A 20,321-nucleotide genomic window follows, 5' to 3' on the forward strand; every position below is an offset into this window, starting at 1 on the left:
TTTGTCGCTCATGGCGCAGCACGGCCAAGGCTTTCGGTCCGCGCATCGATATTCAGGCTATTTGGTGGTTGTTGATGAAAATGGGATCGCATAAGCTGTTTGTATTATCGTTAATCCAAGTGGAGGAGAGATCATGCCATCCATGCGCCCGGGACCGGAAACCCGACGTTTATTGCCGCGTCAAATCAGCGAACTCGTCGTCTTCGATATCGCGACTTCGACGGCGCGCGTGATCTATGAAACCGGCGAGCTTATCGAGGCACCCAATTGGTCGCCCGATGGCAAGTGGCTGATCTATAATGGCGACGGCCGCCTCTTTCGCATCTCTCCGGATGGTCAGGATGGCCCGCATCGCATCAACACGGCACCGGTCGAGAATCTGAACAACGACCATGTCGTATCGCCGGACGGGCGCTCCTTCTTCGTCAGTGCCAACGACGGTCATCTTTATCAGGTGCCGTTCGAAGGCGGCGTGCCGTGCCGCGTCTCCAACGAGCACGAGGCTTCGCGCGGCTTCAAATATTACCTGCACGGCATTTCGCCTGACGGTGCAACGCTCGCCTATATCGGGCTGGAGCGCCGCGAGGGCGGCGGAATCTTCACGCGTGTCTGCACTATCCCTTCCGCAGGCGGTGACGACGTATTCCTGACCGACGGCGCATGTCCCGTCGACGGTTCCGAGTTCTCGCGGGATGGGAAATGGATCTATTTCAACTCCGAAGCTGCGGCGACCCAGCGCGGACATGCACAGGCTTTCCGCATGCGTCCCGATGGCTCCGAGCTGGAGCAGTTGACGCATGACGAGCGGGTGAACTGGTTCCCGCATCCGGCGCCCAATGGCCGCGACCTCGTTTATCTGAGCTATCCGGTGGGAACGACGGGTCACCCCGCAGACAAGGATGTCATCCTTCGGCTCATGCCCGCGGAAGGCGGCAAGGCGCGCGATCTCGATGCCTTCAATGGCGGGCAGGGCACGATCAACGTGAATTCCTGGGCGCCGAATTCCAGCGCTTTCGCCTATGTCCGCTACCCGGTGTCGGCGGGCTGACCCGCTTGCCGGGACAGTTTGGGTATTTTGTTTTTATGCAATTCCAGACGGAAAACCGCCATACACTTTTCCTGGAATTGCGCTAGCTGCGAAGGGTCGAATTCGAGCTTTGGCGTATGAGAAGATCCGGCTCGATCAGGGTGACGCGTGGCGGTGGCAAATCTGCCTCCGCGCTGATCAGATCGACGACGCGCTCGACGGCCATCGCCGATACACGCTCGACGTTATAATCGACCGTCGAGATCGGTGTGACCGCATATTCGCCGAACTCGATATTGTCGAAGCCCATGAGCGCGACGTCGTCGGGGACGCGAATGCCGTTGCGGGCGCAATAACGCAAGACGCCCAGCGCCAGTGAATCATTGGTTGCGAAGATGGCGGATGCGCCGAGCCGCTGGCTGAAGATCGTATCCGCGGCCCAATAGCCATGCGCGACCGAGTGACCACTCGGCTTGATAAACAGCGCGGTATCGATGTCTGCGCCAGCATCCCGATACGCCTGCATATAGCCCTCGAGCTTTTCCGAATTGCCGAGCTTCGTGCCGCCATCGATGATGACGATACGGCGGTGGCCACTGCCAAGAAGATGAGCAACCGCCTTATAAGCCCCCATCCGTTCATCCATGCAGACGGCATCGATGCCGGCATCCGGATCGCCGACGAGCAGGACAACGGGATAATTGCGTGCGCGCAGCTTGCGGATATGATCCAGGCGGCGATGGCTGCAGGGAAAGACCAGCATGCCGTCGGCGCGTCGCGCCCGAAAGGTTTCAATCATCCTCTCTTCGACTGCGATGTCGTTGTTCGAGGTCGCGAAAAGGGTCGTATAGCCACGCTTGGAAAGCTCGCCTTCCACGGCCTGTGCAACGGCTGTCAGCACGGGATTGGAAAGGTCGGTCAGGATCAGCCCGATCGATCGGGTTTCCCGCCGCACCAGCGACGTGGCGACGTAATTGGGCAGATAATTAAGCTCGCGCGCCACATCCGCGATGAGGGTGCGGGTCTCAGGCGGGATGCGCGAGCTGCCCCGCAAAGCCAGCGACACGGTATTCACCGAAAATCCGGTCTTGTCGGCGATGTCCTTCAAGCGCGCCGCAGGCTTTGCCATGCAAATTCGACTCCCGTCACACCGTTTGCTGTTTCAGAGCGGCGATCGCTCTGTATTGCAGGCAATCCGGCGCCATTTCCATCAATTCGATCCTGTTGCCATCCGGATCTTCAATCCATGCGCCACGATTCCCGTCAAGTCCGGACTTGATGGGCGAGGTGAGCGCAATTCCAGCCTTCTCCAGCTTTGCCGCCGCAACATCGAGATTGTCAATCGTCAGGCAGAGATGGTTGGTGCCGTTGGCATTAGGCCCAGGAGCACGATTGCCTTCTGCGCCGGGGAAGAGCTCAAGAAACTGGAGATCGGTGATGCGCAGATAGACGATCCAGGGCGTCCCGTCATCGCGTACCAGCCTGTGCATTTCCCTGAGGCCGAGGCGATCGCGATAGAAATCGAGCGAGGCGCCGAGGTCCTTGACCTTGATGGCGAGGTGGCCGAGGCCGGTGATATGATCCATGATATAGCTCCAAAGAGTTGTTTTAGCGATAATATAGCGTGGGTGGAAAGCAATGTTTTGGCGGCTTCCGTTTGGACGGCAAGCCTGGTGGATCGAAGCTGATATCTGCTAGTCCCAGAGTGGCGCGCCGGGCGGATCGATCGCCCGTGAACTTTGCGGCAGGGCGTCGATCACCTCCATGTCGGTGGTGGTCAGATCAAGTTTGTGTGCCAGCCAGTTCGAGCGAATGCGTTCCGGCTTCGACGAGGTCGGGATGGCCGCATAGCCCTTGAAGAGTTCATAGGCGAGCGCCACCTGTTCGACGGTTACCTCATGTCGCGCGGCAATCGCCCGCATCTGCCCGATATCGCCTATCCGGCCCTGCGCGACGGGTTGATAGCAGGTGACGAGGATGTCGCGCTCCGTGCAATAGGCGGCAATTTTCCGGTTCTGGAACAAGGGGCTGAGTTCGATCTGGTTCGTCGCGATAGCGCCGTTGCCGAGAAGCGTCTCGGCCTTTTCCAGGAGGGCAATGGTAAAGTTCGAGACGCCGATCATGCGCGTCAGCCCCATTGCCTGAGCTTCGGCGATTTGCTCGAGATAGATTTCCGGTTCGATGCGGTCATAGGGTGGTGGCCAGTGGATCAGAGTCAGGTCGACCCGATCGACGCCGATGGTTTCCAGACTTTTCCGTAGCGACGGCAGCAGTTTTCCGGGGTCGAGATTGTCCACCTTGATCTTCGTGGTAACGAAGATCTCCTCCCGGTTCAGCCCGCTTTGCCGCATTGCCTCGCCAACGCTGGCCTCCGTGCCATAGGACTGCGCCGTATCGAGGTGGCGATAGCCCGTTTCGAGCGCGCAGAGAATTGCAGCGACGCCCTCGGCGCCCGTTCTCCCCCAAGTCCCAAAGCCCAGCCGTGGAATCGAAGCTGTCATGATGTCTCCTCCAAAAGACCCCCGATCGGCAAATACCTGCTTGACGCCCATCGAGAAGGCGCTAGTATTAACGTTAATATCAGGATGTGCAAGCGCTGGAGGAGGCGGCACAGGCTGATCGGGAGGAAAATCGATGGCATTGAGATGGAGCCGGGTCACCCCGCAGCTTGCGCTAGCGCCTGCCGTGCTGATCACGGTCGTCGCGTTCATCGGGTCGATCGTCTGGACCGTCGTGCTTTCGTTCACCCGCAGCCGGCGTCTTCCGGATTATGAGATCGACTGGTCCAATCCATTCCGCCAGTACACCAGGCTCTTTGCCGATGCCGGCTGGGAGATATCCCTTCGCAATCTGATCGTGCTTGCGATCGGCAGCGCGCTTGCGATCGTGCTCGGTTTCATTCTTGCCGCCATGATTGAACGGGAACGGCGTGGCGAGGATGTCTTCCGGACCGTCTTTCTCTATCCGCTCGCCGTTTCGCTGATCGTCACCGGTGTTGCCTGGCGCTGGATTTTCAATCCGCAGCTCGGGCTTGAAAATTTCCTGCATGGCATCGGTCTTACCGGTGTCAGCTTCAATTGGCTGAATGACGGGCAGACGGCAATGTATGCGATCATTCTCGCCTCGGTCTGGCAAAGCTCCGGCTTCTACATGGCGCTCATGCTCGCCGGCCTGAAGGGCATCAATCAGGAGATCTGGAGTGCTGCGCGCATCGATGGCGTCAGCCTCTGGCGCGTCTATCTCGAAGTCATCATCCCGATGATGAAATTCACCTTCCTCACCTGTGCCATCCTGCTGTCGTTGGGCGTCATCAAGGCCTACGATATCATTGTCGCGATGACCAATGGCGGTCCCGGCCAATCCACATGGCTGCCGGCCTATTTCACGATCAAGGCGATGACGGAGAAGAGCAATCTCGGTTACGCGTCGGCCGCCGCCTCGATGATGCTCGTCGTAACCCTGGTAATCTTCCTGCCCCTCGTGGCGCTGACCGCCTGGCAGCAGCGTGCTGCCCGCAAGGCAGGTCACGCATGAGCGATATCGCAACCGTCAGACCTTCGGTCGCTGCTGCTGAAGCACCGGTGGAGGTCATGTTCCCCAGAGCGAAGAAGCGCATCAAGGGGCGCTCGATCGCAGTGCTTGTCTTCCTGTCGATGGCAGCCCTCTTCTTCTGCGTGCCGCTTTATGTGCTGGTCGTCACTTCCTTCAAATCGATGGACCAGATCCGCGAAGGCGCCATTTTTTCGCTGCCGCGGGAATGGACGATCGAACCTTGGATCTATGCCTGGAGCCAGGCCTGTTCCGGCATCACCTGCACCGGTCTTCGGGGCGGCTTCTGGAACTCCGTCGCAATCCTGTTTCCATCGTTGATTGCCTCGATTTCGCTGTCGGCCGTGACGGGCTATGCTCTGGCGCTGTGGAATGTCAGATGGACGGGCGCATTCCTGTTTCTTCTGTTTCTCTGCGCTTTCGTCCCGTTTCAGATCATCATGTATCCGTTGATTGTCATCACGGTCGGCATGGGGATCTATGGCTCGCTCTGGGCAGTTGCCTTCATCCATACCGTACTTTCGATGCCCGTCCTGACGCTGATCTTTCGGAATTACTACAAGGATATCCCTGCCGATCTCACCAAGGCGGCAATCATGGATTCAGGCTCGTTCTGGCAGATCTTCATCGAGATCATCCTGCCGATGTCGGGCAATATCCTGATCGTCGTCCTGATCATGCAGGTCACGCATATCTGGAACGATTATCTGATCGGCGTGACCTTCGGCGGGCTTGGTGCGGCGCCGATGACGGTCAATCTCGCGAACATGGTGACGGTATCGACGGGCACGGTTGCCTATAATGCCAATATGGCCGCAGCGCTGCTGACCGCCATTCCGCCTCTGTTCATCTACTTTCTCCTCGGCAAGTTCTTCGTGCAGGGAATCTCAGCCGGCGCGATCAAGGGTTAGGGCAACGGATGCCAAGCGTTTCCTTCGAACACATCGTCAAGAAATTTGGTGAGATCAAAGTCCTTTCCGGTCTTAATCTCGCGATCGATCACAGCGATTTTCTCGTGCTGCTCGGGCCGTCGGGATGCGGCAAGACGACATTGCTGAACCTGCTGGCGGGCCTTGCCGACGTCTCCAGCGGGCGCATCATGATCGGCGAACGCGACGTCACCGAACTCGATCCCAAGGATCGCGGACTGGCAATGGTCTTCCAGTCCTATGCGCTCTATCCGACGAAGACGGTGGAGGGAAATCTGCGTTTCGGTCTGTCGGCGCTGAAGCTGCCGCGCGAGGAGGCGGACCGGCGGATCAAATGGGCGGCGAGCCTGCTACAGCTCGAATCTCTGATGAGCCGCAAGCCGGCGCAGCTTTCCGGCGGCCAGCGCCAGCGCGTCGCTATCGGCCGAGCCCTCGTCAAGCACGCTGACGTGCTTCTTTTCGACGAGCCACTGTCCAACCTCGATGCCAAGCTTCGCACGGAGATGCGGCTCGAGATCAAGAAACTGCACGAGGAGCTGAAGCCGACCGTCGTCTACGTCACGCATGACCAGATCGAAGCGATGACCATGGCGACCAAGATCGCCGTCATGAATGGCGGCGCGATCCAGCAGTTCGGTACGCCTGACGAGGTCTACGAACAGCCGGCAAATCTGTTCGTCGCCGGCTTCATCGGCTCGCCGGCCATGAACCTCGTCGAAGCCACCGTCGCGCGGGATGGGAACCGATTGAGCGCGATCGCGGCTGACGGCCGGCGCTTCGATCTTTCCGGCTATGATTATTGCGCTCAGCATCCTTCCCATGACCAGCCGATCATCATCGGCATGCGGCCCGAGCATTTCGTCATCGGTGAGGCTCCGTCTTTGGCCGCCTGCTCGCTGGAGCTGCCGGTTCGCATCGTTGAGCGCACCGGGTCCGACGCGATCCTGTCGCTTAGCTTTGGCTCCTCGCTGATCGCGGTGCGCATCGAGCCGGATCGTGCTGCCAGGCTGAGACCCGGCGAGCTCATCACCGTGACTTATCCCAGAACAAAATTGAATCTTTTCGACGCCCAGAGCGGGCGGCGGCTCTAGTGGGAGGAACGCATGCTGAAAAACTGGAAAAAGGCATGGCTGGTGGCGTCGATCGTCATCTGCCCGATGGTCGTTCACGCCGAGGACCTGGTCATCTACCAGAAATGGTCGTCGCCGGCGGAAGTCGCCGCGCTTAATGTCCTGAAGAAAGCGGCCGAAGAGAAGGGGATCAAGTGGATCGACATCACCATTCCGCATGACACGGGTTCCAACGTCAACCTCATGAATCTGGTAACGGGCGGCCAGCCTCCGAACGTGTTTTCCGAAAACAATCCCGCCGTCTATCGCGATCTGACGAATATGGGGCTCGGTCGTCCTCTGACCGACGTCTTCAAGGCGGATGGGGCGATGGACAAATTTCCGCCTTCGGTCATCAAGTCGATCACCGTCGACGACCAGATCATGAAGATCCCGCTCGGCATCCATATCGACGGCATGCTCTATTACAATATCGAGGCGGCGAAGAAGGCCGGTGTCGATCCTTCGAAATGGACGTCGCTGGACGAGATGTATGCCGATTTCGACAAGATCAAGAAGGCCGGTATCGTGCCGCTGGCGCTCGGCGCGCAGCAGTGGCAGGTCGGCTATCTCACTCATACTTTGGTCGCGAGCGTCGGCGGCACCGATCTCTTTATGAGGATCTATGGTCCGAAGCAGGATGAGACCGCGCTCGACGCGCCAGAGCTTCGAACCGCGTTCGAGTGGCTGCGCAAGTTCCAGCAGGCTTCCGATCCCGGTTCGGTCAATCGCGACTGGAACATGACTACCAATATGGTGATCGAGGGACAGGCGCTCATGCAGATCCATGGCGACTGGATGAAGGGCGAGTGGCGCGCTGCCGGCAAGGAAGCAGGCAAGGACTTCGGCTGCCTGCAGATTCCCGGTTCAAAGGCGCTGTCTGTGACTGTTGATGCCTGGGGCATTCTCGGCAAGCAGTCGCCCGAAAAAGACGCGGCGGAAGTCGAGTTTGCCAAGCTCATCGTCGACCCGAAGATCAACGCCGCCTTCGCGGCGGCAAAGGGCTCGACACCGGTACGCACCGATGTTGACCCGTCGACGCTGGATGCCTGCTCGAAGAATGTCCTCGACATGCTGAAGGACCCCGCGCACCAGGTGCAGAACCCACATTCGATGGTCGATGCAGACTGGCAGTCGGCGATCTGGGAGGTCGCTTTCAACTACTGGAGCAATCCGAACATGACGGTGGACCAGGCGGTAGCTGCGCTCAAGGACCAGTACGAAGCCATTCTCAAATAGCGACCGAAAACATGACGTTCGGCATGGCGGCAGGCTTTCTTGCCGCCGGCAGCGAAACAGGAATGGAAGGTATTGCAGACATGGACACAAGACTTCTCGACGAAGATGCCGTCATGCAGATCTGCTTCGTCACCGACGATGTGGTGAAATCAGCGCAATGGTTCTCCGATCTGACAGGCAAACCCATGCCCAAGGAGGGCAGGGCCGCGGAGCCTGATGTGGCGCAGGCGATCTACGACGGCAAGCCTGCCGCCGTCGGCTGCCGCATCATGATGTTCAAGTTCGGAAATATCGATGTCGAGTTTCTTCAGCCCGGGCCGGAGAAAAGCGCCTGGCGCGATCTGCTGGAGGAAAAGGGGCCGGGCTGCCACCATATCGCGTTTCGGACCCGTAACCTGACGAAGCGCAACGCATTTCTCGAAGGTAAGGGCCATCAGCTGCTGCAGCGTGGTGAATTTGACGGCGGTCATGGCCGCTATGCCTATTACGACACCGTCAAGGACCTTGGTGTCATGGTCGAGTTGCTCGAATTCGACAAAGACAAGGAGCCACAGGGCTGATTTCTGCCGGCCCGCTCGAGCGTAGGGCTGGTTACCTTTGATGTTCATCCCCCAGAGAGCAGATTCATGGCTTATCCGATCGCGTATCAACTGTACTCATCGAGGAACTTCCCGCCGCTTCACGCGCAGTTCCCTCTACTGAAATCCCTGGGCTATGACGCGATCGAGCCGTGGCTGCCGGCCTATGAAAGCGATCCCGCGCTGTTGCGGCGGCAGATCGATGATGCGGGCCTTGCCTGCTTCGGATTTCATATGCCGCTGAAAGGGCTGGTCGTTGAGCCGGATCGCTTCATCGAGATCGCGCAGACGCTCGGCGCGACCTACATGATCCCGCCTTTCGTGCCGAAGGAGGAGCGTATCGATACCGCTGATTATTGGCAGAGGATCGGCGAGCAGCTTGCGCGGGGCGCCGAACGTGCGGCGCGTCACGGCTTGAAGGTTGCCTGGCACAACCATGATTTCGAGTATGCTCCGCTTGCCGACGGATCGAGGCCGATCGATCACATTCTTGGTGCCGGTTATGAAGTCTTGTTCGAGATCGATTGCGGCTGGATCACGCGCGCCGGCGCCGATCCCGCTGCCGAACTGGAACGCTATGCCGATCGCATTGTCGCCATTCAAACCAAGGACACGGCACTTCTCGGAACGACGATCGACGACGGCTGGGTCGCGACGGGCGACGGCATTATCGACTGGGCAGCTCTGGTCCCATACTTTCGCAGGACCCGGGCAGATCACATCGTCACGGAGCACGACAATCCCTCCGATTGGCAGCGCTTTGCCAAGCGATCGATCGACCATATCCGCTCGCTCGGCTTGTAGAGGGCAGCAAGGTGAAGATCGTCGACCTCAAATGTGCCGTCATCGGCTCAAGCCCCGTTATCCGCATCGTCACCGATGCCGGTATCGATGGTTATGCGCAGGCGGAAACCTGGAAGCCGTTCCTGAAGCCTTATATCCTCGCGTTCCGGGATGCGCTCATCGGCCTTGATCCCACGGACGTCGAGCGCGTGATGCTGCGCATCCGGCAGCGCGGCGGCTTCAAGCCCTGGGGGGCGGTCGTCAGCATCGTCGAGATGGCACTCTGGGACATTGCCGGCAAGGCGGCGGGCGTGCCGGTCTACAAGCTTCTGGGCGGCAAGGTGCGCGATCGGGTTCGCGTCTATAATGGTGCCGTCCGCGAGCCGATGACCGGCTTCATGCCGGAGGATTATGCCAGGAGCTGCCGCGAAATGAAGGCGGCGGGTGAGGGCTTCACTATCGTCAAACAGCCTATCGGGTTTCACAGCCGCATGCGGGTCGAGGTGCCGGATTTCTTCTATGGCGATCCGGAAGCCGGCGGAATGCATGGCGCCCACGACCGCGGCCTGCTTACCGAACGCGGTCTGAAGCATATGGTCGCCTGCGTTGCCGCGATGAAGGAGGAATTGGGCGACGGGATCGGCCTCGCGCTCGATTGCGGCCCCGGCTGGACCGTGCCGGACGCGATCCGCTTTGCGAAAGCCGTAGAGCCCTTCAACCTCGTCTGGCTGGAAGACATGCTGACCGGCGATTATTCGCCCTTCGTCAATGCGGATGTCTATCGCGATCTGACCTTGTCGACATCGACACCGATCCATACCGGCGAGCAGATCTATCTCAGGCAGAACTTCAAGCCGTTGATCGAGAGCAAGGCGGTCAATATCATTGGCCCCGACCCTTGCGATGTCGGCGGTATCGCCGAGCTTAAATGGATTGCAGAATATGCCGATCTGCATGGTATCCTGATCGCCCCGCACGGAACGGCCAATGGTTTGCTGGGGCTTGCCGCTCTCGTCCAAGTCTGTGCAGCACTCCCGCACAATTATGTCGCCTTTGAATATACCGTCGGCGATCCGTCCTGGTGGTACGATATCGTGGATGGGTTGCCGAAGCCCTTGGTCGTGGATGGTCACATGGCGGTTTGGGATGCTCCTGGCCTTGGAGTGACGCTGAATGCGGAAAAAGCGAGATCTTATCTGACAGACGAAGATCATATGTTTTTTGATTGAGCTCCTTGGGAGCGGCGGAAGATCAATACCGATTGCAAGGCGCGCATCCACCACGCGACCGAATGCGAGGCGGATGGCTGCCCCCATTTATGGTGTGCGGGAGAAGCCGGTTTTCTCGACAACCAGTCTGAGGAAGCAGCGGGCCGCCTCCCTGTGGCAATGCGTCTTGCAATGCCCTGTTCCAGCTCCGGTGATACAATGCATCCCATTCCGGCCGCCATTTGGCGCCCGCGACATTTTTAAAGATGCAAGTTGTGTCGCCTAACCCGTCGACCGAGTGACATTTGTTGCGGCCCGTCCAGCTGGTGGCAATGTAGAAAGAGATTTTCCAATTCCCATGCCTTCAGAGATCGCTGTTCCTTTTAATCTACTATTTTTGTGGACAATATTTGCATTATCGAAAACGCATGCGATCATCGGAAGGGATGAGAATGAGTGTGCCCAAACTCGTCGGCATTGCCGGCAGCTTCAACAGGCCGTCGAAGACCTACGCGCTGGTCCAGACCGTCGCGGATTTGGCAATTGAGCGATATGGCTTCTCCAGCAGGGTTTATGATCTGCATGATGTTGGTCCGTCTCTCGGCACTGCCCAGTGGCGCAAGGAGCTTGATGATCAGGCGAAAGGCGTGATCGACGATATCGTCTCTGCGGATGCGCTGATTATCGGTTCGCCAACCTTCAAGGGATCCTATCCCGGGCTGTTCAAGCATCTGATCGATCTCATCGACCCGCACGAGCTGCGCGCCAAGCCGATCGTCATCACCGCGACCGGCGGCGGAGACAGACATGCGCTGATGGTGGAACATCAGTTGCGACCGCTCTTCGGTTTCTTCATGGCACATACCCTGCCGACCGCCGTCTATGCGTCGGATCGTGATTTTACCGACTACAAGGTCTCTTCGGAACCGCTCGCCAACCGGATCGATGAAGTCGTCGGTGAGCTATCGGCTTTCTTCCCGCATTCGGTAAGGGTGCTCGCTGCGGCCGAATGATGGGTTGATGGACAATTGCATCCCGCTGCCTCGGATTTATCAACCAAATGGAGGGTTACATGAAATGGAATGTCATTAGCCGCCTGAAGGCGATTTTTGCTGGGCGCGCGCTGCAAGATGCGAATGGACGCATCCAGTCCGTTGATCGAACTGGATCCGCGGAGCGAGAGCTCTCCGCGCGCGACTACGAGATCCACTATTGGTGCACGTCGCCCGCGCCCTGGTATTGAAGGGGTGCGCCTTTGATTTCCCGTCGCGAGCTTTGTGTTCGATCGCTTTTTCTCGTGAGGCTTACATGACCAGGGTACTGATTGTGCCTGGCCTTTTCGGCTCGGGCGAGGGGCATTGGCAGCGCTATTGGCTGCAGGATCATCACGACGTCCGGCTCGTCGAGCAGGACGACTGGGACTTTCCCAATCTCGGCAGCTGGATGGAAAAATTGGAAGCCGCGCTGGAAGAGGCGGGTGAAGCCTATATCGTCGCCCACAGCCTGGGCTGCGTGTTGACGGCGAGGTTGGCTGGACGCCAGGCCGCGCGAAGGGTCAAAGGCGCGCTACTTGTAGCCCCTTGTGATATTCCGGTGACGGAAGCCCTGCATGCCGGACATCTGTCTTTCGGCACCATGCCGACGGAAACGCTGCCTTTCCCCAGCATGACGGTCGGGAGTTTGAACGACATCTATATGAGCCTCGACCGGCTCGGCATGTTCGGACGGCTCTGGAATTCGGATGTTCGCAATATTGGTCTTGCCGGGCATATCAATATAGCGAGCGGTTTCGGGCGCTGGGCGAGCGGTTACGGCTTTCTCGAAATGCTGAAGGCGCGCAGCAGGCATCGCAGGCCGCAAGGGTTTTCGGCGGCAATCGCGGCGTCCATCTAAAAGAAGGGCTTTTCATATCGGCCATTCGACGCCATTGTGCGGCGGATTTTTCTTCTCGTCCCTCGGCTGCCATTCCAAGCGCGCCAGGGCAGGTTCTTTGGAGGTAAGACAATGAGTTTGCGCATTAACGATATCGCGCCGGATTTTACGGCAGAGACGACGCAGGGCGAGGTTCAGTTCCATAACTGGATTGGCGACGGTTGGGCCGTACTCTTCTCGCATCCGAAGAACTTCACGCCGGTCTGCACGACGGAACTCGGCGCGATGGCCGGCCTTGAAGGCGAATTCCGCAAGCGCGGCGTCAAGATCATCGGTATCTCCGTCGATCCTGTGGAGAGCCATGGTCGCTGGAAGAACGACATCAAGACGGCGACCGGCTTCGACGTCGACTATCCGCTGATCGGCGACAAGGACCTGAAGGTCGCCAAGCTCTATGACATGCTGCCGGCAGGTGCCGGCGAAAGCTCGGAAGGCCGCACGCCCGCCGACAACGCTACCGTCCGCTCCGTCTTCGTCATCGGCCCCGACAAGAAGATCAAGCTGATCCTCACCTATCCGATGACGACAGGCCGCAACTTCGGCGAAATCCTGCGCGCGATCGACTCGATCCAGCTGACATCCAAACATCAGGTCGCGACACCGGCAAACTGGCAGCAGGGCGAAGACGTCATCATCACGGCCGCAGTTTCCAACGAAGACGCCATCACCCGCTTCGGCTCGTTCGATACGGTATTGCCTTATCTGCGCAAGACCCGCCAGCCGACCGCCTGATCGGCGTGCTGACCAAAGAATTTTAGCTGACGCGATGCGGCCTTGATGGCCGCATCATTTTTATAGTTTATAGGCGGACGTTTTCGCGCAGGAATTCCAGCAATGCGCGCACGCGGGCCGGCAAGGGGCCGCCCTGGCCGATATAGACGGCGTGGAACTCCTCGCTGTCGCCCGGATTGAGCTCTTCAAGCACCGGCTGCAAACGGCCGGCCGCGATATCCGATTTGACGGTAAAGGCGGCAAGGCGCGCCAGGCCGGCACCGGCAAGCGCAAGGTGCCGCATGGCTTCGCCGTCGCCCACCTGCAGGCTAGGCGCAGCGGGGATCGTCGCAACCTCGCCATCAACTAGCAACGGCCAGCCTTCGACCGTCCGGGAATAGGCAAAGCCGATACGGCAATGCTTTGCCAGCTCGGCGGGGGAGCGCGGCACGCCATGTCGTCGCAGGTAGTCTGGCGAGGCGACGATGATATTTCGTGTCGCACCGAGCTTGCGGGCCGTGAGGCTGGAGCTTTTCAGTGGCCCGGCTCGGATCGCGACATCGGCGCGCTCCTCCATCAGGTCGACGATACGATCGGTATGAAAGATCTCCAGCGAAACGTTGGAATGTAGCGCCATGAAGCCGGGAATGAGTGGAGCCAGCACATGATTGCCGAAGGAGCCGCTGGTGTTGATGCGGATATGTCCCGCAACCTGCTCTCCCGCCGAGGCATGGCGTTCGGCCTCGGCAATATCGGCGAGGATCGCGACGCTGCGCTCGAAAAATGTGCAGCCCTCGGGGGTCAGCTGCAATCGCCGCGTCGAGCGATGGATGAGACGAGCGCCAAGGCGCTTTTCAAGTCTCGTGACGAGTTTGCTGACGGCTGAAGGCGTCATCCGGCAGGCTATGGCCGCAGCGGTGAAACCGCCGAGTTCCACGGCGCGCACGAAGACTTCCATTTCACCGGAACGATTGATCTCTTGACGGCTCATGATGAATTGAAATCATAAATCAGTTTCTTTCCGGCAATCTATATCATCTTTATCTGAGCGTCTATCTATCTGAGGAACCAACAGGAGATAGACCATGGAATACAGAAATCTCGGTGCTTCCGGCTTACGCGTTCCGGTTCTCAGTTTTGGTGCCGGCACATTTGCCGGCAGCGGGCCGCTCTTCAGCGCTTGGGGCTCGACGGATGCTAGGGAAGCGCGGCGTCTGGTCGACATCTGCCTGGAAGCGGGCGTCAATCTCTTTGATACGGCCGACGTCTATTCGGCGGGCGCATCGGAGGAGGTACTCGGCGAGGCGATCCGGGGCAGGCGGGATGCTGTCTTGATCTCGACGAAGACGGCTTTGCCGATGGGCGATGGACCGACCGACTGGGGCAGCTCGCGCTTGCGCCTGATCAAATCGGTCGACGCTGCCCTGCGCCGGCTCGGGACAGATTACATCGACCTCTTGCAACTGCACGCTTTCGACGCCTCGACGCCGATCGAGGAAACGCTCTCCACCCTTGATCAACTCGTGAAGGCGGGAAAGATCCGCTATATCGGTGCTTCCAACTTCGCCGGTTGGGAGTTGATGAAATCGCTCGCCATGTCCGAGAAGCGTGGCTACGTTCGCCATGTCGCCCATCAAGTCTATTATTCGCTCGCCGGCCGTGACTATGAATGGGAACTGATGCCCCTTGGCAGCGATCAGAATGTCGGCGCGCTCGTCTGGAGCCCGCTGGCCTGGGGGAGGCTGACAGGCAAGATCCGTCGCGGCCAGCCTTTGCCGGAGACAAGCCGTCTGCACGAAACCGCATCCTTCGGCCCGCCTGTCGATGATGAGAGGCTGTTCGATATCGTCGATGTTCTGGATGAGATCGCCGGTGAAACCGGAAAGAGCGTACCGCAGATTGCCATCAACTGGTTGCTAAGCCGGCCGACTGTTTCAAGCGTCATCATCGGTGCGCGCAATGAAGAGCAGTTGCGCCAGAATCTCGGCGCGGCCGGCTGGACGCTTTCGAAAGAGCAGGTCGGGAAGCTCGACAAGGTCAGCGAGCTGACCGCTCCCTATCCCTATTTTCCGTATCGGCGCCAGGAGGGCTTCGCCAGACTGAACCCGCCGCTGGTTTGACGCGGTAGGCGATCCTGATGACGGCGGCGAAGCAGGTAAATGCTTCGCCGCTGAATGCGTTTTAGCGGCCACCCTCGATCTTGCGATGGCGCTGGTTCCGGCCGCTTTCCCCGTAAGGATAGGCCGCGGGTTGTGGCGCGCTGATCTCGTTCAGTCGATCCATCTCCGCCTCCGATAGAGACAGCTTGGCGGCGCCGAGATTGTCGGCAAGCTGTTCGGCGGTGCGGGCACCGAGGATGACGGATGTGACGGCCGGGCGTGCAGCCGTCCAGGCAAGCGCCACTTGTGCCATGCTGACGCCTCGCGCCTTGGCGATTTCCTCCACGGCAGCAATGATTGCCCAGGTCCGCTCCTGCGCATTGCGCGGCGCAAAGGATTCGCTGCCGCGATTGGGGTTTTCGCCAAGTCTTGTGGCGCCGGTCGGCATTTCGTCGCGCTTGTATTTGCCGGTCAGCCAGCCGCCGCCGAGCGGCGACCAGGGAAGCAGGCCCATGCCGGCATCGAGGCAGGCATCGACGATCTCAAGCTCGATATCGCGCACGAGCAGATTATATTGCGGCTGCAGGGTCACGGGACGCGTATAGCCCTGTGCCTTGGCGATCTCAGCCGCCTTGGCGATGTGCCAGCCGACATAGTTGGAAAAGCCGTAATAGCCGATCTTGCCGGCGCGCACGGCATCGTCGAGAAAGCGAAGCGTCTCCTCGATCGGAGTCAACGCGTCCCAGGCGTGCATCTGATAGAGATCGATATGGTCGATGCCGAGACGACGCAGCGAGTCGTCCAGGGCCTGGCCCAGATGCCGGCGCGAAAGACCGATATCGTTCGGCCCCTTGCCCATCGGGAAACGGCCCTTGGTAGCGACGACGGCCTGGCGGGCCTCGGTCGGACGTGCCTTCAGCCAGCGGCCGATGATCTCTTCCGACTTGCCTGCGCTGTAGACATCGGCGGTATCGATGAAGTTGCCGCCCCATGCGAAATAATCGTCCAGAAGCTTATGCGACGCGGCCTCACTCGCTTCCGCGCCGAACGTCATGGTGCCAAGGCAATAGGCCGTGACGACGGCCCCGCTTGGGCCGAGCTTGCGATAATCCATTCCTGCCTCCTCTGAACGGAGCGCTGGTTCCCGATCGGCAAAGCTTTCGGGCGAGCCGCAGGCTCCGTGATCCATAGCAATGTGGTGCTTGAGACGGCCTCCACCGTCGATGGGGTTCGACGCTTGGCGTTTTTACCGCCTCGGCCGCAAAGAGAGCATAACCAATCATCCCATGATTACCAAGCGTATTCATTGCCTGGGCGGCCCGGCTTGCGTAAAATTCTCCGTGATGATTCCTTTCTCGCCGAATGCCTTCCTGTATGGATGAAACGCCGACAAGCCGCATGCTTTCCTGGGCACGCAACTCCACCATCTATCGCCTCGAGCGCCGGATGATGACCGAGAAACAGCTATTCGACGCCATCGCCAAGAAAGCCAAGCAGAAATTCGAAGATATCAGCGATGCGCAGATCAAGGCACTTGCGGATTTCGCCGTCAAATTCGCCTACGAACTGAAGGTGCTCGACGATGTCGCCTTTGCCGAGATCAGCACACGCTCGGCGGTTCGTTCCGGCAAATCGAAGAAAGCCATCGCCTTCAAACTCGCATCCAAGGGCATAGATGGCGAAACCGTCGTTGCGGCAGTGGAGGAGGTCGATGATCTCCACTCCGCCATTATCTTTGCCAGGAAGCGCGGCTTCGGCCCCTTCCGGCGTGGTGATCTGGACGAGAAGCGCAAGGCAAAAGAACTATCCGCCTTCGCCCGCAACGGCTTCAGCTTCGCCATCGGCAAAAGGGTCTTCGATATGGAACGAGAGGACGCCGAAGAACTATTGCTGTCGGCCTCGGCATTCTGAAGTTCAATGCTCATTGAAATGGCTGAGGCCACCCGCTAGCTTTGCCGCGCTTGAATGCGGCATGCAGGGGAAATTCGTGAAAGCAGCTATTCGATTGTTCGCGATGGCGATCGCCATCGTCTCATTGCCGATGGTGGCCCATGCCGATTGGCAGGCGGTGGAGACGACCAAGACCTATGCGATTGCCGGGACAAGCGGGGCCGAGCTTTACGACTCGATCGGCGAGCGCGGTCCATTGCTCGGGCCGAAAGTGCGGGCGATCGCCCATACCGATTTCAAGCTGACCTGGACGCGCAAATACGAACCGCAGCCGGATGGCGCCTGCACGATCACGGTCAACATACCAAAACTGATCATCACCTACACATTGCCGAAGCCTTCGGCGCAATTGCCGGCATCGACCCGCAAAAGCTGGCAGAAATTCATCGCAGGCGTCGAAGCGCATGAGCGGGTGCATGGTGGCTTCATCAAGGACATGGTCAAGGAAATCGAAGCTGTGAGCGTCGGTTTTTCCGTGCCCGATGATCCCAAATGCAGCAAGATCCGCGTTGAACTCACGAAGCGGCTCGGCGAGATTTCCAACAGGGAGCGGCAGCGCAACAGCGATTTCGACAAGGTCGAATTCAGCGATGGCGGCAATCTCCAGCAGCTCGTTCTGAAGCTGGTCAGGGAAGAATAGCGCCAAGGAGCGCAGTCGGACGAATGCTTCCGGCTGCGCCCGCTTGAAAGTGGATCAGCGGCCCTTTTGCTTGCGCCATTCGGCGAATTTCAGTTTCGGCGCGTCGCTGGTTGCCGGATAGAGACCGATGATGGTCGCGCCGTTCATGACTTCCTCGGTGACGAAGTCCTCGTAGGCCGTCATCTCCACGGTCTCATTGGCGATCTCATCGGCGAGATGGGCGGGGATGACGATAACGCCCTCATTGTCGCCGACGAGAACGTCGCCGGGGAAGACCGCGACATCGCCGCAGCCGATCGGACCATTGATTTCGATCGCCTGATGCAGCGTCAGGTTCGTCGGGGCGGACGGGCGGTGATGATAGGAGGGGATATCGAGGGCGGCGATTTCCGGGCTGTCGCGGAAACCGCCGTCGGTGACGACGCCGGCTACGCCGCGCACCTGCAGGCGCGAGATCAGGATCGAGCCCGCCGAGGCGGCGCGTGCATCCTTGCGGCTATCCATGACCAGCACGAAGCCGGGCGGGCATTGCTCGACGGCGGCGCGTTGCGGATGCTCCGGGTTGCGGAAGACTTCGAGCGTGTTCAGGTCCTCGCGTGCCGGAATATAGCGCAGCGTGAAGGCCTGGCCGACCATGTTCGCCTTCTTCGGCGAAAGCGGTCGGACATCCTGAATGAACTGATTGCGCAGGCCGCGCCTGAAAAGCGCGGTGGCGATTGTCGGTGTCGCGACGCCCATCAGCTTGTCGCGCGTCTCGGTGCTCAGCACGTAATTGCTCATGCGATATATCCTTTATAATCAATAGATGTCGGGTTCGCCCGGTGTCGGGCCGAAACCGGTTTCCAGGAAGTCGAAATCGCAGCCGGTATCGGCCTGCGCCACATGGCGCGAAAACATCCAGCCAAAGCCGCGGCCGAACTTTTCCGGAGGCTTGACCCAGGCGTCGCGACGGCGTTGCAGCTCGTCTTCGTCGACAAGCATGTCGATGCGCCGCGCCTCAAGATCGAGGCGGATGATATCGCCGTTGCGCAAGAGCGCCAGCGGGCCGCCGACGTGCGATTCCGGCGAGACATGCAGGATGCAGGCACCGTAGCTCGTGCCGCTCATGCGGGCGTCGGAGAGGCGGAGCATATCGCGATGCCCCTGTTTCAGCAGGGCCTTGGGGATCGGCAGCATGCCCCATTCCGGCATGCCGGGGCCGCCCTGTGGCCCTGCGCCGCGCAGCACCATGACGTGATCCGGGGTGATATCGAGATTTTCGTCGTCCACCGCCTTCTTCATCTCCGGATAGCTGTCGAAGACGAGTGCCGGTCCCTGATGCTTGTGAAAACGCGGATCGCAGGCGGCGGGCTTGATGACGGCGCCGGTCGGCGCGAGATTACCCTTCAGCACCGCAAGCGAGCCCTCATGATAGACCGGATTGTCGAGCGAGCGGATCACGTCGTCGTTGTAGCATTTGGCGCCCTCGAGCGTTTCGCCGAGGGTGAAGCCCGATACGGTCAAGGCTGAGAGATCGAGCTTGGAAGATAGCTTTGCCATCAAAGCTCTCAGACCGCCGGCATAATAGAAATCCTCCATCAGATAGGTCTTGCCGGTCGGTCTGATATTGGCAAGTACCGGCGTCGTGCGCCCGGCCTTGTCGAGATCGTCGAGTGAAAGATTGGTGCCGGCGCGTCGTGCCATGGCGATCAGATGCACGACGGCATTGGTGGAACAGCCCGTCGCCATCGCCACCGCGACGGCATTGTTGACGGCGGCCTGCGTCACGATCTTTGCAGGAACGAGATCCTCCCAGACCATTTCGACGATCCGACGGCCGACGGCCGACGACATGCGGATATGATTGGCATCAGGTGCGGGGATCGAGCTGGCGCCGGGCAGCGTCAAGCCGAGCGCTTCCGCGATCGCCGTCATTGTGCTTGCCGTGCCCATGGTCATGCAGTGACCGTAGGAGCGGGCGATGCCGGCCTCGACATCAACCCATTCCTTCTCCGAAATGGTGCCGGCGCGGCGTTCGTCCCAGAATTTCCAGGCATCCGATCCTGAGCCGAGATATTCGCCACGATAATTGCCGCGCAGCATCGGGCCGGCCGGCAGATAGATCATCGGCAGCCCCATGGAGAGTGCACCCATGACGAGGCCAGGCGTGGTCTTGTCGCAGCCACCCATCAGCACGGCGCCATCGACCGGATGCGAGCGCAAAAGCTCTTCCGCCTCCATCGCCAGCATGTTGCGGTAGAGCATGGTCGTCGGCTTCACATAGCTTTCCGACAACGAGAGTGCAGGCAGTTCCAGCGGAAAGCCGCCGGCCTGCAGGATGCCGCGCTTCACATCCTCGACGCGATGCTTGAAATGGGCATGGCAGGGATTGGCATCCGACCAGGTGTTCAGGATGGCGATGACGGGCTTGTCCGCCCATTCCTCGGGCGCATAGCCCATCTGCATGGTGCGCGAGCGATGTCCCGAGCTTCTGAGATCATCCGGCGCAAACCATCTGGCGCTGCGTAGGTCCTGGGGCTTCTTCCTGCTGTTCATTGTATCTGCGCCTTGTATCCGAATGTTGGTCG

Annotated in this window: 22 protein-coding genes; 15 read left to right on the top strand and 7 right to left on the bottom strand. The window is 59.6% G+C overall.

The features are described 5' to 3' along the window. The first annotated feature begins 133 nt into the window (after positions 1 to 133). Positions 134 to 1,048, top strand: coding sequence for a biopolymer transporter Tol (locus tag ABOK31_RS25395; protein WP_349959474.1), 915 nt, complete (start codon positions 134 to 136; stop codon positions 1,046 to 1,048). A gap of 82 nt (positions 1,049 to 1,130) precedes the next feature. Here ABOK31_RS25395 and ABOK31_RS25400 read toward each other — a convergent pair whose 3' ends face one another. The 3 genes from ABOK31_RS25400 to ABOK31_RS25410 form a co-directional block, all read right to left on the bottom strand. After that, the gene (locus ABOK31_RS25400) at positions 1,131 to 2,156 is read right to left on the bottom strand and encodes a LacI family DNA-binding transcriptional regulator (protein WP_174173224.1); all 1,026 of its coding nucleotides are present in this window, start codon (positions 2,154 to 2,156) and stop codon (positions 1,131 to 1,133) included. 16 nt (positions 2,157 to 2,172) lie between these two features. Beyond that, entirely contained in the window at positions 2,173 to 2,613 is a 441-nt protein-coding gene (locus tag ABOK31_RS25405) for a VOC family protein (RefSeq protein ID WP_349959476.1), read from the bottom strand. 108 nt (positions 2,614 to 2,721) lie between these two features. After that, the gene (locus ABOK31_RS25410; RefSeq protein ID WP_349959478.1) at positions 2,722 to 3,528 is read right to left on the bottom strand and encodes an aldo/keto reductase; all 807 of its coding nucleotides are present in this window, start codon (positions 3,526 to 3,528) and stop codon (positions 2,722 to 2,724) included. 133 nt (positions 3,529 to 3,661) lie between these two features. Between ABOK31_RS25410 and ABOK31_RS25415 the strand changes: the two genes are divergently transcribed. The 11 genes from ABOK31_RS25415 (at position 3,662) to ABOK31_RS25465 (ending at position 13,086) form a co-directional block, all read left to right on the top strand. Next, entirely contained in the window at positions 3,662 to 4,561 is a 900-nt protein-coding gene (locus tag ABOK31_RS25415) for a sugar ABC transporter permease (RefSeq protein WP_349959479.1), read from the top strand. After that, a complete protein-coding gene (locus ABOK31_RS25420) occupies positions 4,558 to 5,487 on the top strand; it encodes an ABC transporter permease subunit (protein WP_174173220.1) in 930 nt (309 codons plus the stop codon). Before ABOK31_RS25415 ends, ABOK31_RS25420 begins: the two co-directional genes overlap by 4 nt. 8 nt (positions 5,488 to 5,495) lie before the next feature. Further along, a complete protein-coding gene (locus tag ABOK31_RS25425; protein ID WP_349959481.1) occupies positions 5,496 to 6,596 on the top strand; it encodes an ABC transporter ATP-binding protein in 1,101 nt (366 codons plus the stop codon). A gap of 12 nt (positions 6,597 to 6,608) precedes the next feature. Then, positions 6,609 to 7,853, top strand: a complete 1,245-nt coding sequence (locus ABOK31_RS25430) for an ABC transporter substrate-binding protein (protein WP_349959482.1) — start codon at positions 6,609 to 6,611, stop codon at positions 7,851 to 7,853. Positions 7,854 to 7,864: 11 nt separating this feature from the next. Beyond that, positions 7,865 to 8,413, top strand: coding sequence for a VOC family protein (locus ABOK31_RS25435; RefSeq protein WP_349959484.1), 549 nt, complete (start codon positions 7,865 to 7,867; stop codon positions 8,411 to 8,413). A gap of 66 nt (positions 8,414 to 8,479) precedes the next feature. Then, a complete protein-coding gene (locus ABOK31_RS25440) occupies positions 8,480 to 9,235 on the top strand; it encodes a sugar phosphate isomerase/epimerase (protein ID WP_349959486.1) in 756 nt (251 codons plus the stop codon). Positions 9,236 to 9,246: 11 nt separating this feature from the next. Next, positions 9,247 to 10,443: a mandelate racemase/muconate lactonizing enzyme family protein gene (locus ABOK31_RS25445; protein WP_174173216.1), complete on the top strand. Its 1,197-nt coding sequence runs from the start codon at positions 9,247 to 9,249 to the stop codon at positions 10,441 to 10,443. A gap of 431 nt (positions 10,444 to 10,874) precedes the next feature. Then, entirely contained in the window at positions 10,875 to 11,435 is a 561-nt protein-coding gene (msuE, locus tag ABOK31_RS25450) for an FMN reductase (RefSeq protein ID WP_349959488.1), read from the top strand. Positions 11,436 to 11,494: 59 nt separating this feature from the next. Continuing rightward, the gene (locus ABOK31_RS25455) at positions 11,495 to 11,665 is read left to right on the top strand and encodes a hypothetical protein (RefSeq protein ID WP_349959489.1); all 171 of its coding nucleotides are present in this window, start codon (positions 11,495 to 11,497) and stop codon (positions 11,663 to 11,665) included. Positions 11,666 to 11,730: 65 nt separating this feature from the next. Next, the gene (locus ABOK31_RS25460) at positions 11,731 to 12,315 is read left to right on the top strand and encodes an alpha/beta hydrolase (protein ID WP_174173213.1); all 585 of its coding nucleotides are present in this window, start codon (positions 11,731 to 11,733) and stop codon (positions 12,313 to 12,315) included. Positions 12,316 to 12,426: 111 nt separating this feature from the next. Beyond that, entirely contained in the window at positions 12,427 to 13,086 is a 660-nt protein-coding gene (locus ABOK31_RS25465) for a peroxiredoxin (protein WP_174173212.1), read from the top strand. A gap of 67 nt (positions 13,087 to 13,153) precedes the next feature. On the opposite strand, the gene ABOK31_RS25470 is transcribed toward ABOK31_RS25465, so the two are convergent. Further along, on the bottom strand, positions 13,154 to 14,056 hold the full coding sequence (locus ABOK31_RS25470; protein ID WP_349959491.1) for a LysR family transcriptional regulator: 903 nt from the start codon (positions 14,054 to 14,056) through the stop codon (positions 13,154 to 13,156). A gap of 94 nt (positions 14,057 to 14,150) precedes the next feature. Between ABOK31_RS25470 and ABOK31_RS25475 the strand changes: the two genes are divergently transcribed. Next, a complete protein-coding gene (locus tag ABOK31_RS25475; RefSeq protein ID WP_349959494.1) occupies positions 14,151 to 15,185 on the top strand; it encodes an aldo/keto reductase in 1,035 nt (344 codons plus the stop codon). Between the two features lie 61 nt (positions 15,186 to 15,246). Here ABOK31_RS25475 and ABOK31_RS25480 read toward each other — a convergent pair whose 3' ends face one another. Continuing rightward, entirely contained in the window at positions 15,247 to 16,278 is a 1,032-nt protein-coding gene (locus ABOK31_RS25480) for an aldo/keto reductase (protein ID WP_349959495.1), read from the bottom strand. Between the two features lie 260 nt (positions 16,279 to 16,538). Between ABOK31_RS25480 and recX the strand changes: the two genes are divergently transcribed. Together recX and ABOK31_RS25490 are read left to right on the top strand one after the other, a co-directional pair. Continuing rightward, a complete protein-coding gene (recX, locus tag ABOK31_RS25485; RefSeq protein WP_174173208.1) occupies positions 16,539 to 17,075 on the top strand; it encodes a recombination regulator RecX in 537 nt (178 codons plus the stop codon). Positions 17,076 to 17,178: 103 nt separating this feature from the next. Continuing rightward, positions 17,179 to 17,754, top strand: a complete 576-nt coding sequence (locus ABOK31_RS25490; RefSeq protein WP_349961310.1) for a DUF922 domain-containing protein — start codon at positions 17,179 to 17,181, stop codon at positions 17,752 to 17,754. A 54-nt stretch (positions 17,755 to 17,808) separates the two neighbouring features. On the opposite strand, the gene ABOK31_RS25495 is transcribed toward ABOK31_RS25490, so the two are convergent. Both ABOK31_RS25495 and araD read right to left on the bottom strand, forming a co-directional pair. Continuing rightward, a complete protein-coding gene (locus ABOK31_RS25495; RefSeq protein WP_349959496.1) occupies positions 17,809 to 18,534 on the bottom strand; it encodes a ribonuclease activity regulator RraA in 726 nt (241 codons plus the stop codon). Between the two features lie 18 nt (positions 18,535 to 18,552). After that, the gene (gene araD / locus ABOK31_RS25500) at positions 18,553 to 20,289 is read right to left on the bottom strand and encodes an L-arabinonate dehydratase (protein ID WP_349959497.1); all 1,737 of its coding nucleotides are present in this window, start codon (positions 20,287 to 20,289) and stop codon (positions 18,553 to 18,555) included. Positions 20,290 to 20,321 lie beyond the last annotated feature (32 nt).

The organism is Rhizobium sp. ZPR4 (assembly GCF_040215725.1).
GTDB classification, from domain to species: domain Bacteria; phylum Pseudomonadota; class Alphaproteobacteria; order Rhizobiales; family Rhizobiaceae; genus Rhizobium; species Rhizobium rhizogenes_D.

Coding starts and splice junctions, on each gene's coding strand:
- recX (WP_174173208.1), top strand. CDS start 16,539: ATGGATGAAACGCCGACAAGCCGCATGCTTTCCTGGGCACGCAACTCC.
- ABOK31_RS25420 (WP_174173220.1), top strand. CDS start 4,558: ATGAGCGATATCGCAACCGTCAGACCTTCGGTCGCTGCTGCTGAAGCA.
- ABOK31_RS25395 (WP_349959474.1), top strand. CDS start 134: ATGCCATCCATGCGCCCGGGACCGGAAACCCGACGTTTATTGCCGCGT.
- ABOK31_RS25480 (WP_349959495.1), bottom strand. CDS start 16,278: ATGGATTATCGCAAGCTCGGCCCAAGCGGGGCCGTCGTCACGGCCTAT.
- araD (WP_349959497.1), bottom strand. CDS start 20,289: ATGAACAGCAGGAAGAAGCCCCAGGACCTACGCAGCGCCAGATGGTTT.
- msuE (WP_349959488.1), top strand. CDS start 10,875: ATGAGTGTGCCCAAACTCGTCGGCATTGCCGGCAGCTTCAACAGGCCG.
- ABOK31_RS25405 (WP_349959476.1), bottom strand. CDS start 2,613: ATGGATCATATCACCGGCCTCGGCCACCTCGCCATCAAGGTCAAGGAC.
- ABOK31_RS25400 (WP_174173224.1), bottom strand. CDS start 2,156: ATGGCAAAGCCTGCGGCGCGCTTGAAGGACATCGCCGACAAGACCGGA.
- ABOK31_RS25475 (WP_349959494.1), top strand. CDS start 14,151: ATGGAATACAGAAATCTCGGTGCTTCCGGCTTACGCGTTCCGGTTCTC.
- ABOK31_RS25415 (WP_349959479.1), top strand. CDS start 3,662: ATGGCATTGAGATGGAGCCGGGTCACCCCGCAGCTTGCGCTAGCGCCT.
- ABOK31_RS25435 (WP_349959484.1), top strand. CDS start 7,865: ATGACGTTCGGCATGGCGGCAGGCTTTCTTGCCGCCGGCAGCGAAACA.
- ABOK31_RS25460 (WP_174173213.1), top strand. CDS start 11,731: ATGACCAGGGTACTGATTGTGCCTGGCCTTTTCGGCTCGGGCGAGGGG.
- ABOK31_RS25440 (WP_349959486.1), top strand. CDS start 8,480: ATGGCTTATCCGATCGCGTATCAACTGTACTCATCGAGGAACTTCCCG.
- ABOK31_RS25465 (WP_174173212.1), top strand. CDS start 12,427: ATGAGTTTGCGCATTAACGATATCGCGCCGGATTTTACGGCAGAGACG.
- ABOK31_RS25455 (WP_349959489.1), top strand. CDS start 11,495: ATGAAATGGAATGTCATTAGCCGCCTGAAGGCGATTTTTGCTGGGCGC.
- ABOK31_RS25470 (WP_349959491.1), bottom strand. CDS start 14,056: ATGAGCCGTCAAGAGATCAATCGTTCCGGTGAAATGGAAGTCTTCGTG.
- ABOK31_RS25490 (WP_349961310.1), top strand. CDS start 17,179: ATGGCGATCGCCATCGTCTCATTGCCGATGGTGGCCCATGCCGATTGG.
- ABOK31_RS25430 (WP_349959482.1), top strand. CDS start 6,609: ATGCTGAAAAACTGGAAAAAGGCATGGCTGGTGGCGTCGATCGTCATC.
- ABOK31_RS25410 (WP_349959478.1), bottom strand. CDS start 3,528: ATGACAGCTTCGATTCCACGGCTGGGCTTTGGGACTTGGGGGAGAACG.
- ABOK31_RS25425 (WP_349959481.1), top strand. CDS start 5,496: ATGCCAAGCGTTTCCTTCGAACACATCGTCAAGAAATTTGGTGAGATC.
- ABOK31_RS25495 (WP_349959496.1), bottom strand. CDS start 18,534: ATGAGCAATTACGTGCTGAGCACCGAGACGCGCGACAAGCTGATGGGC.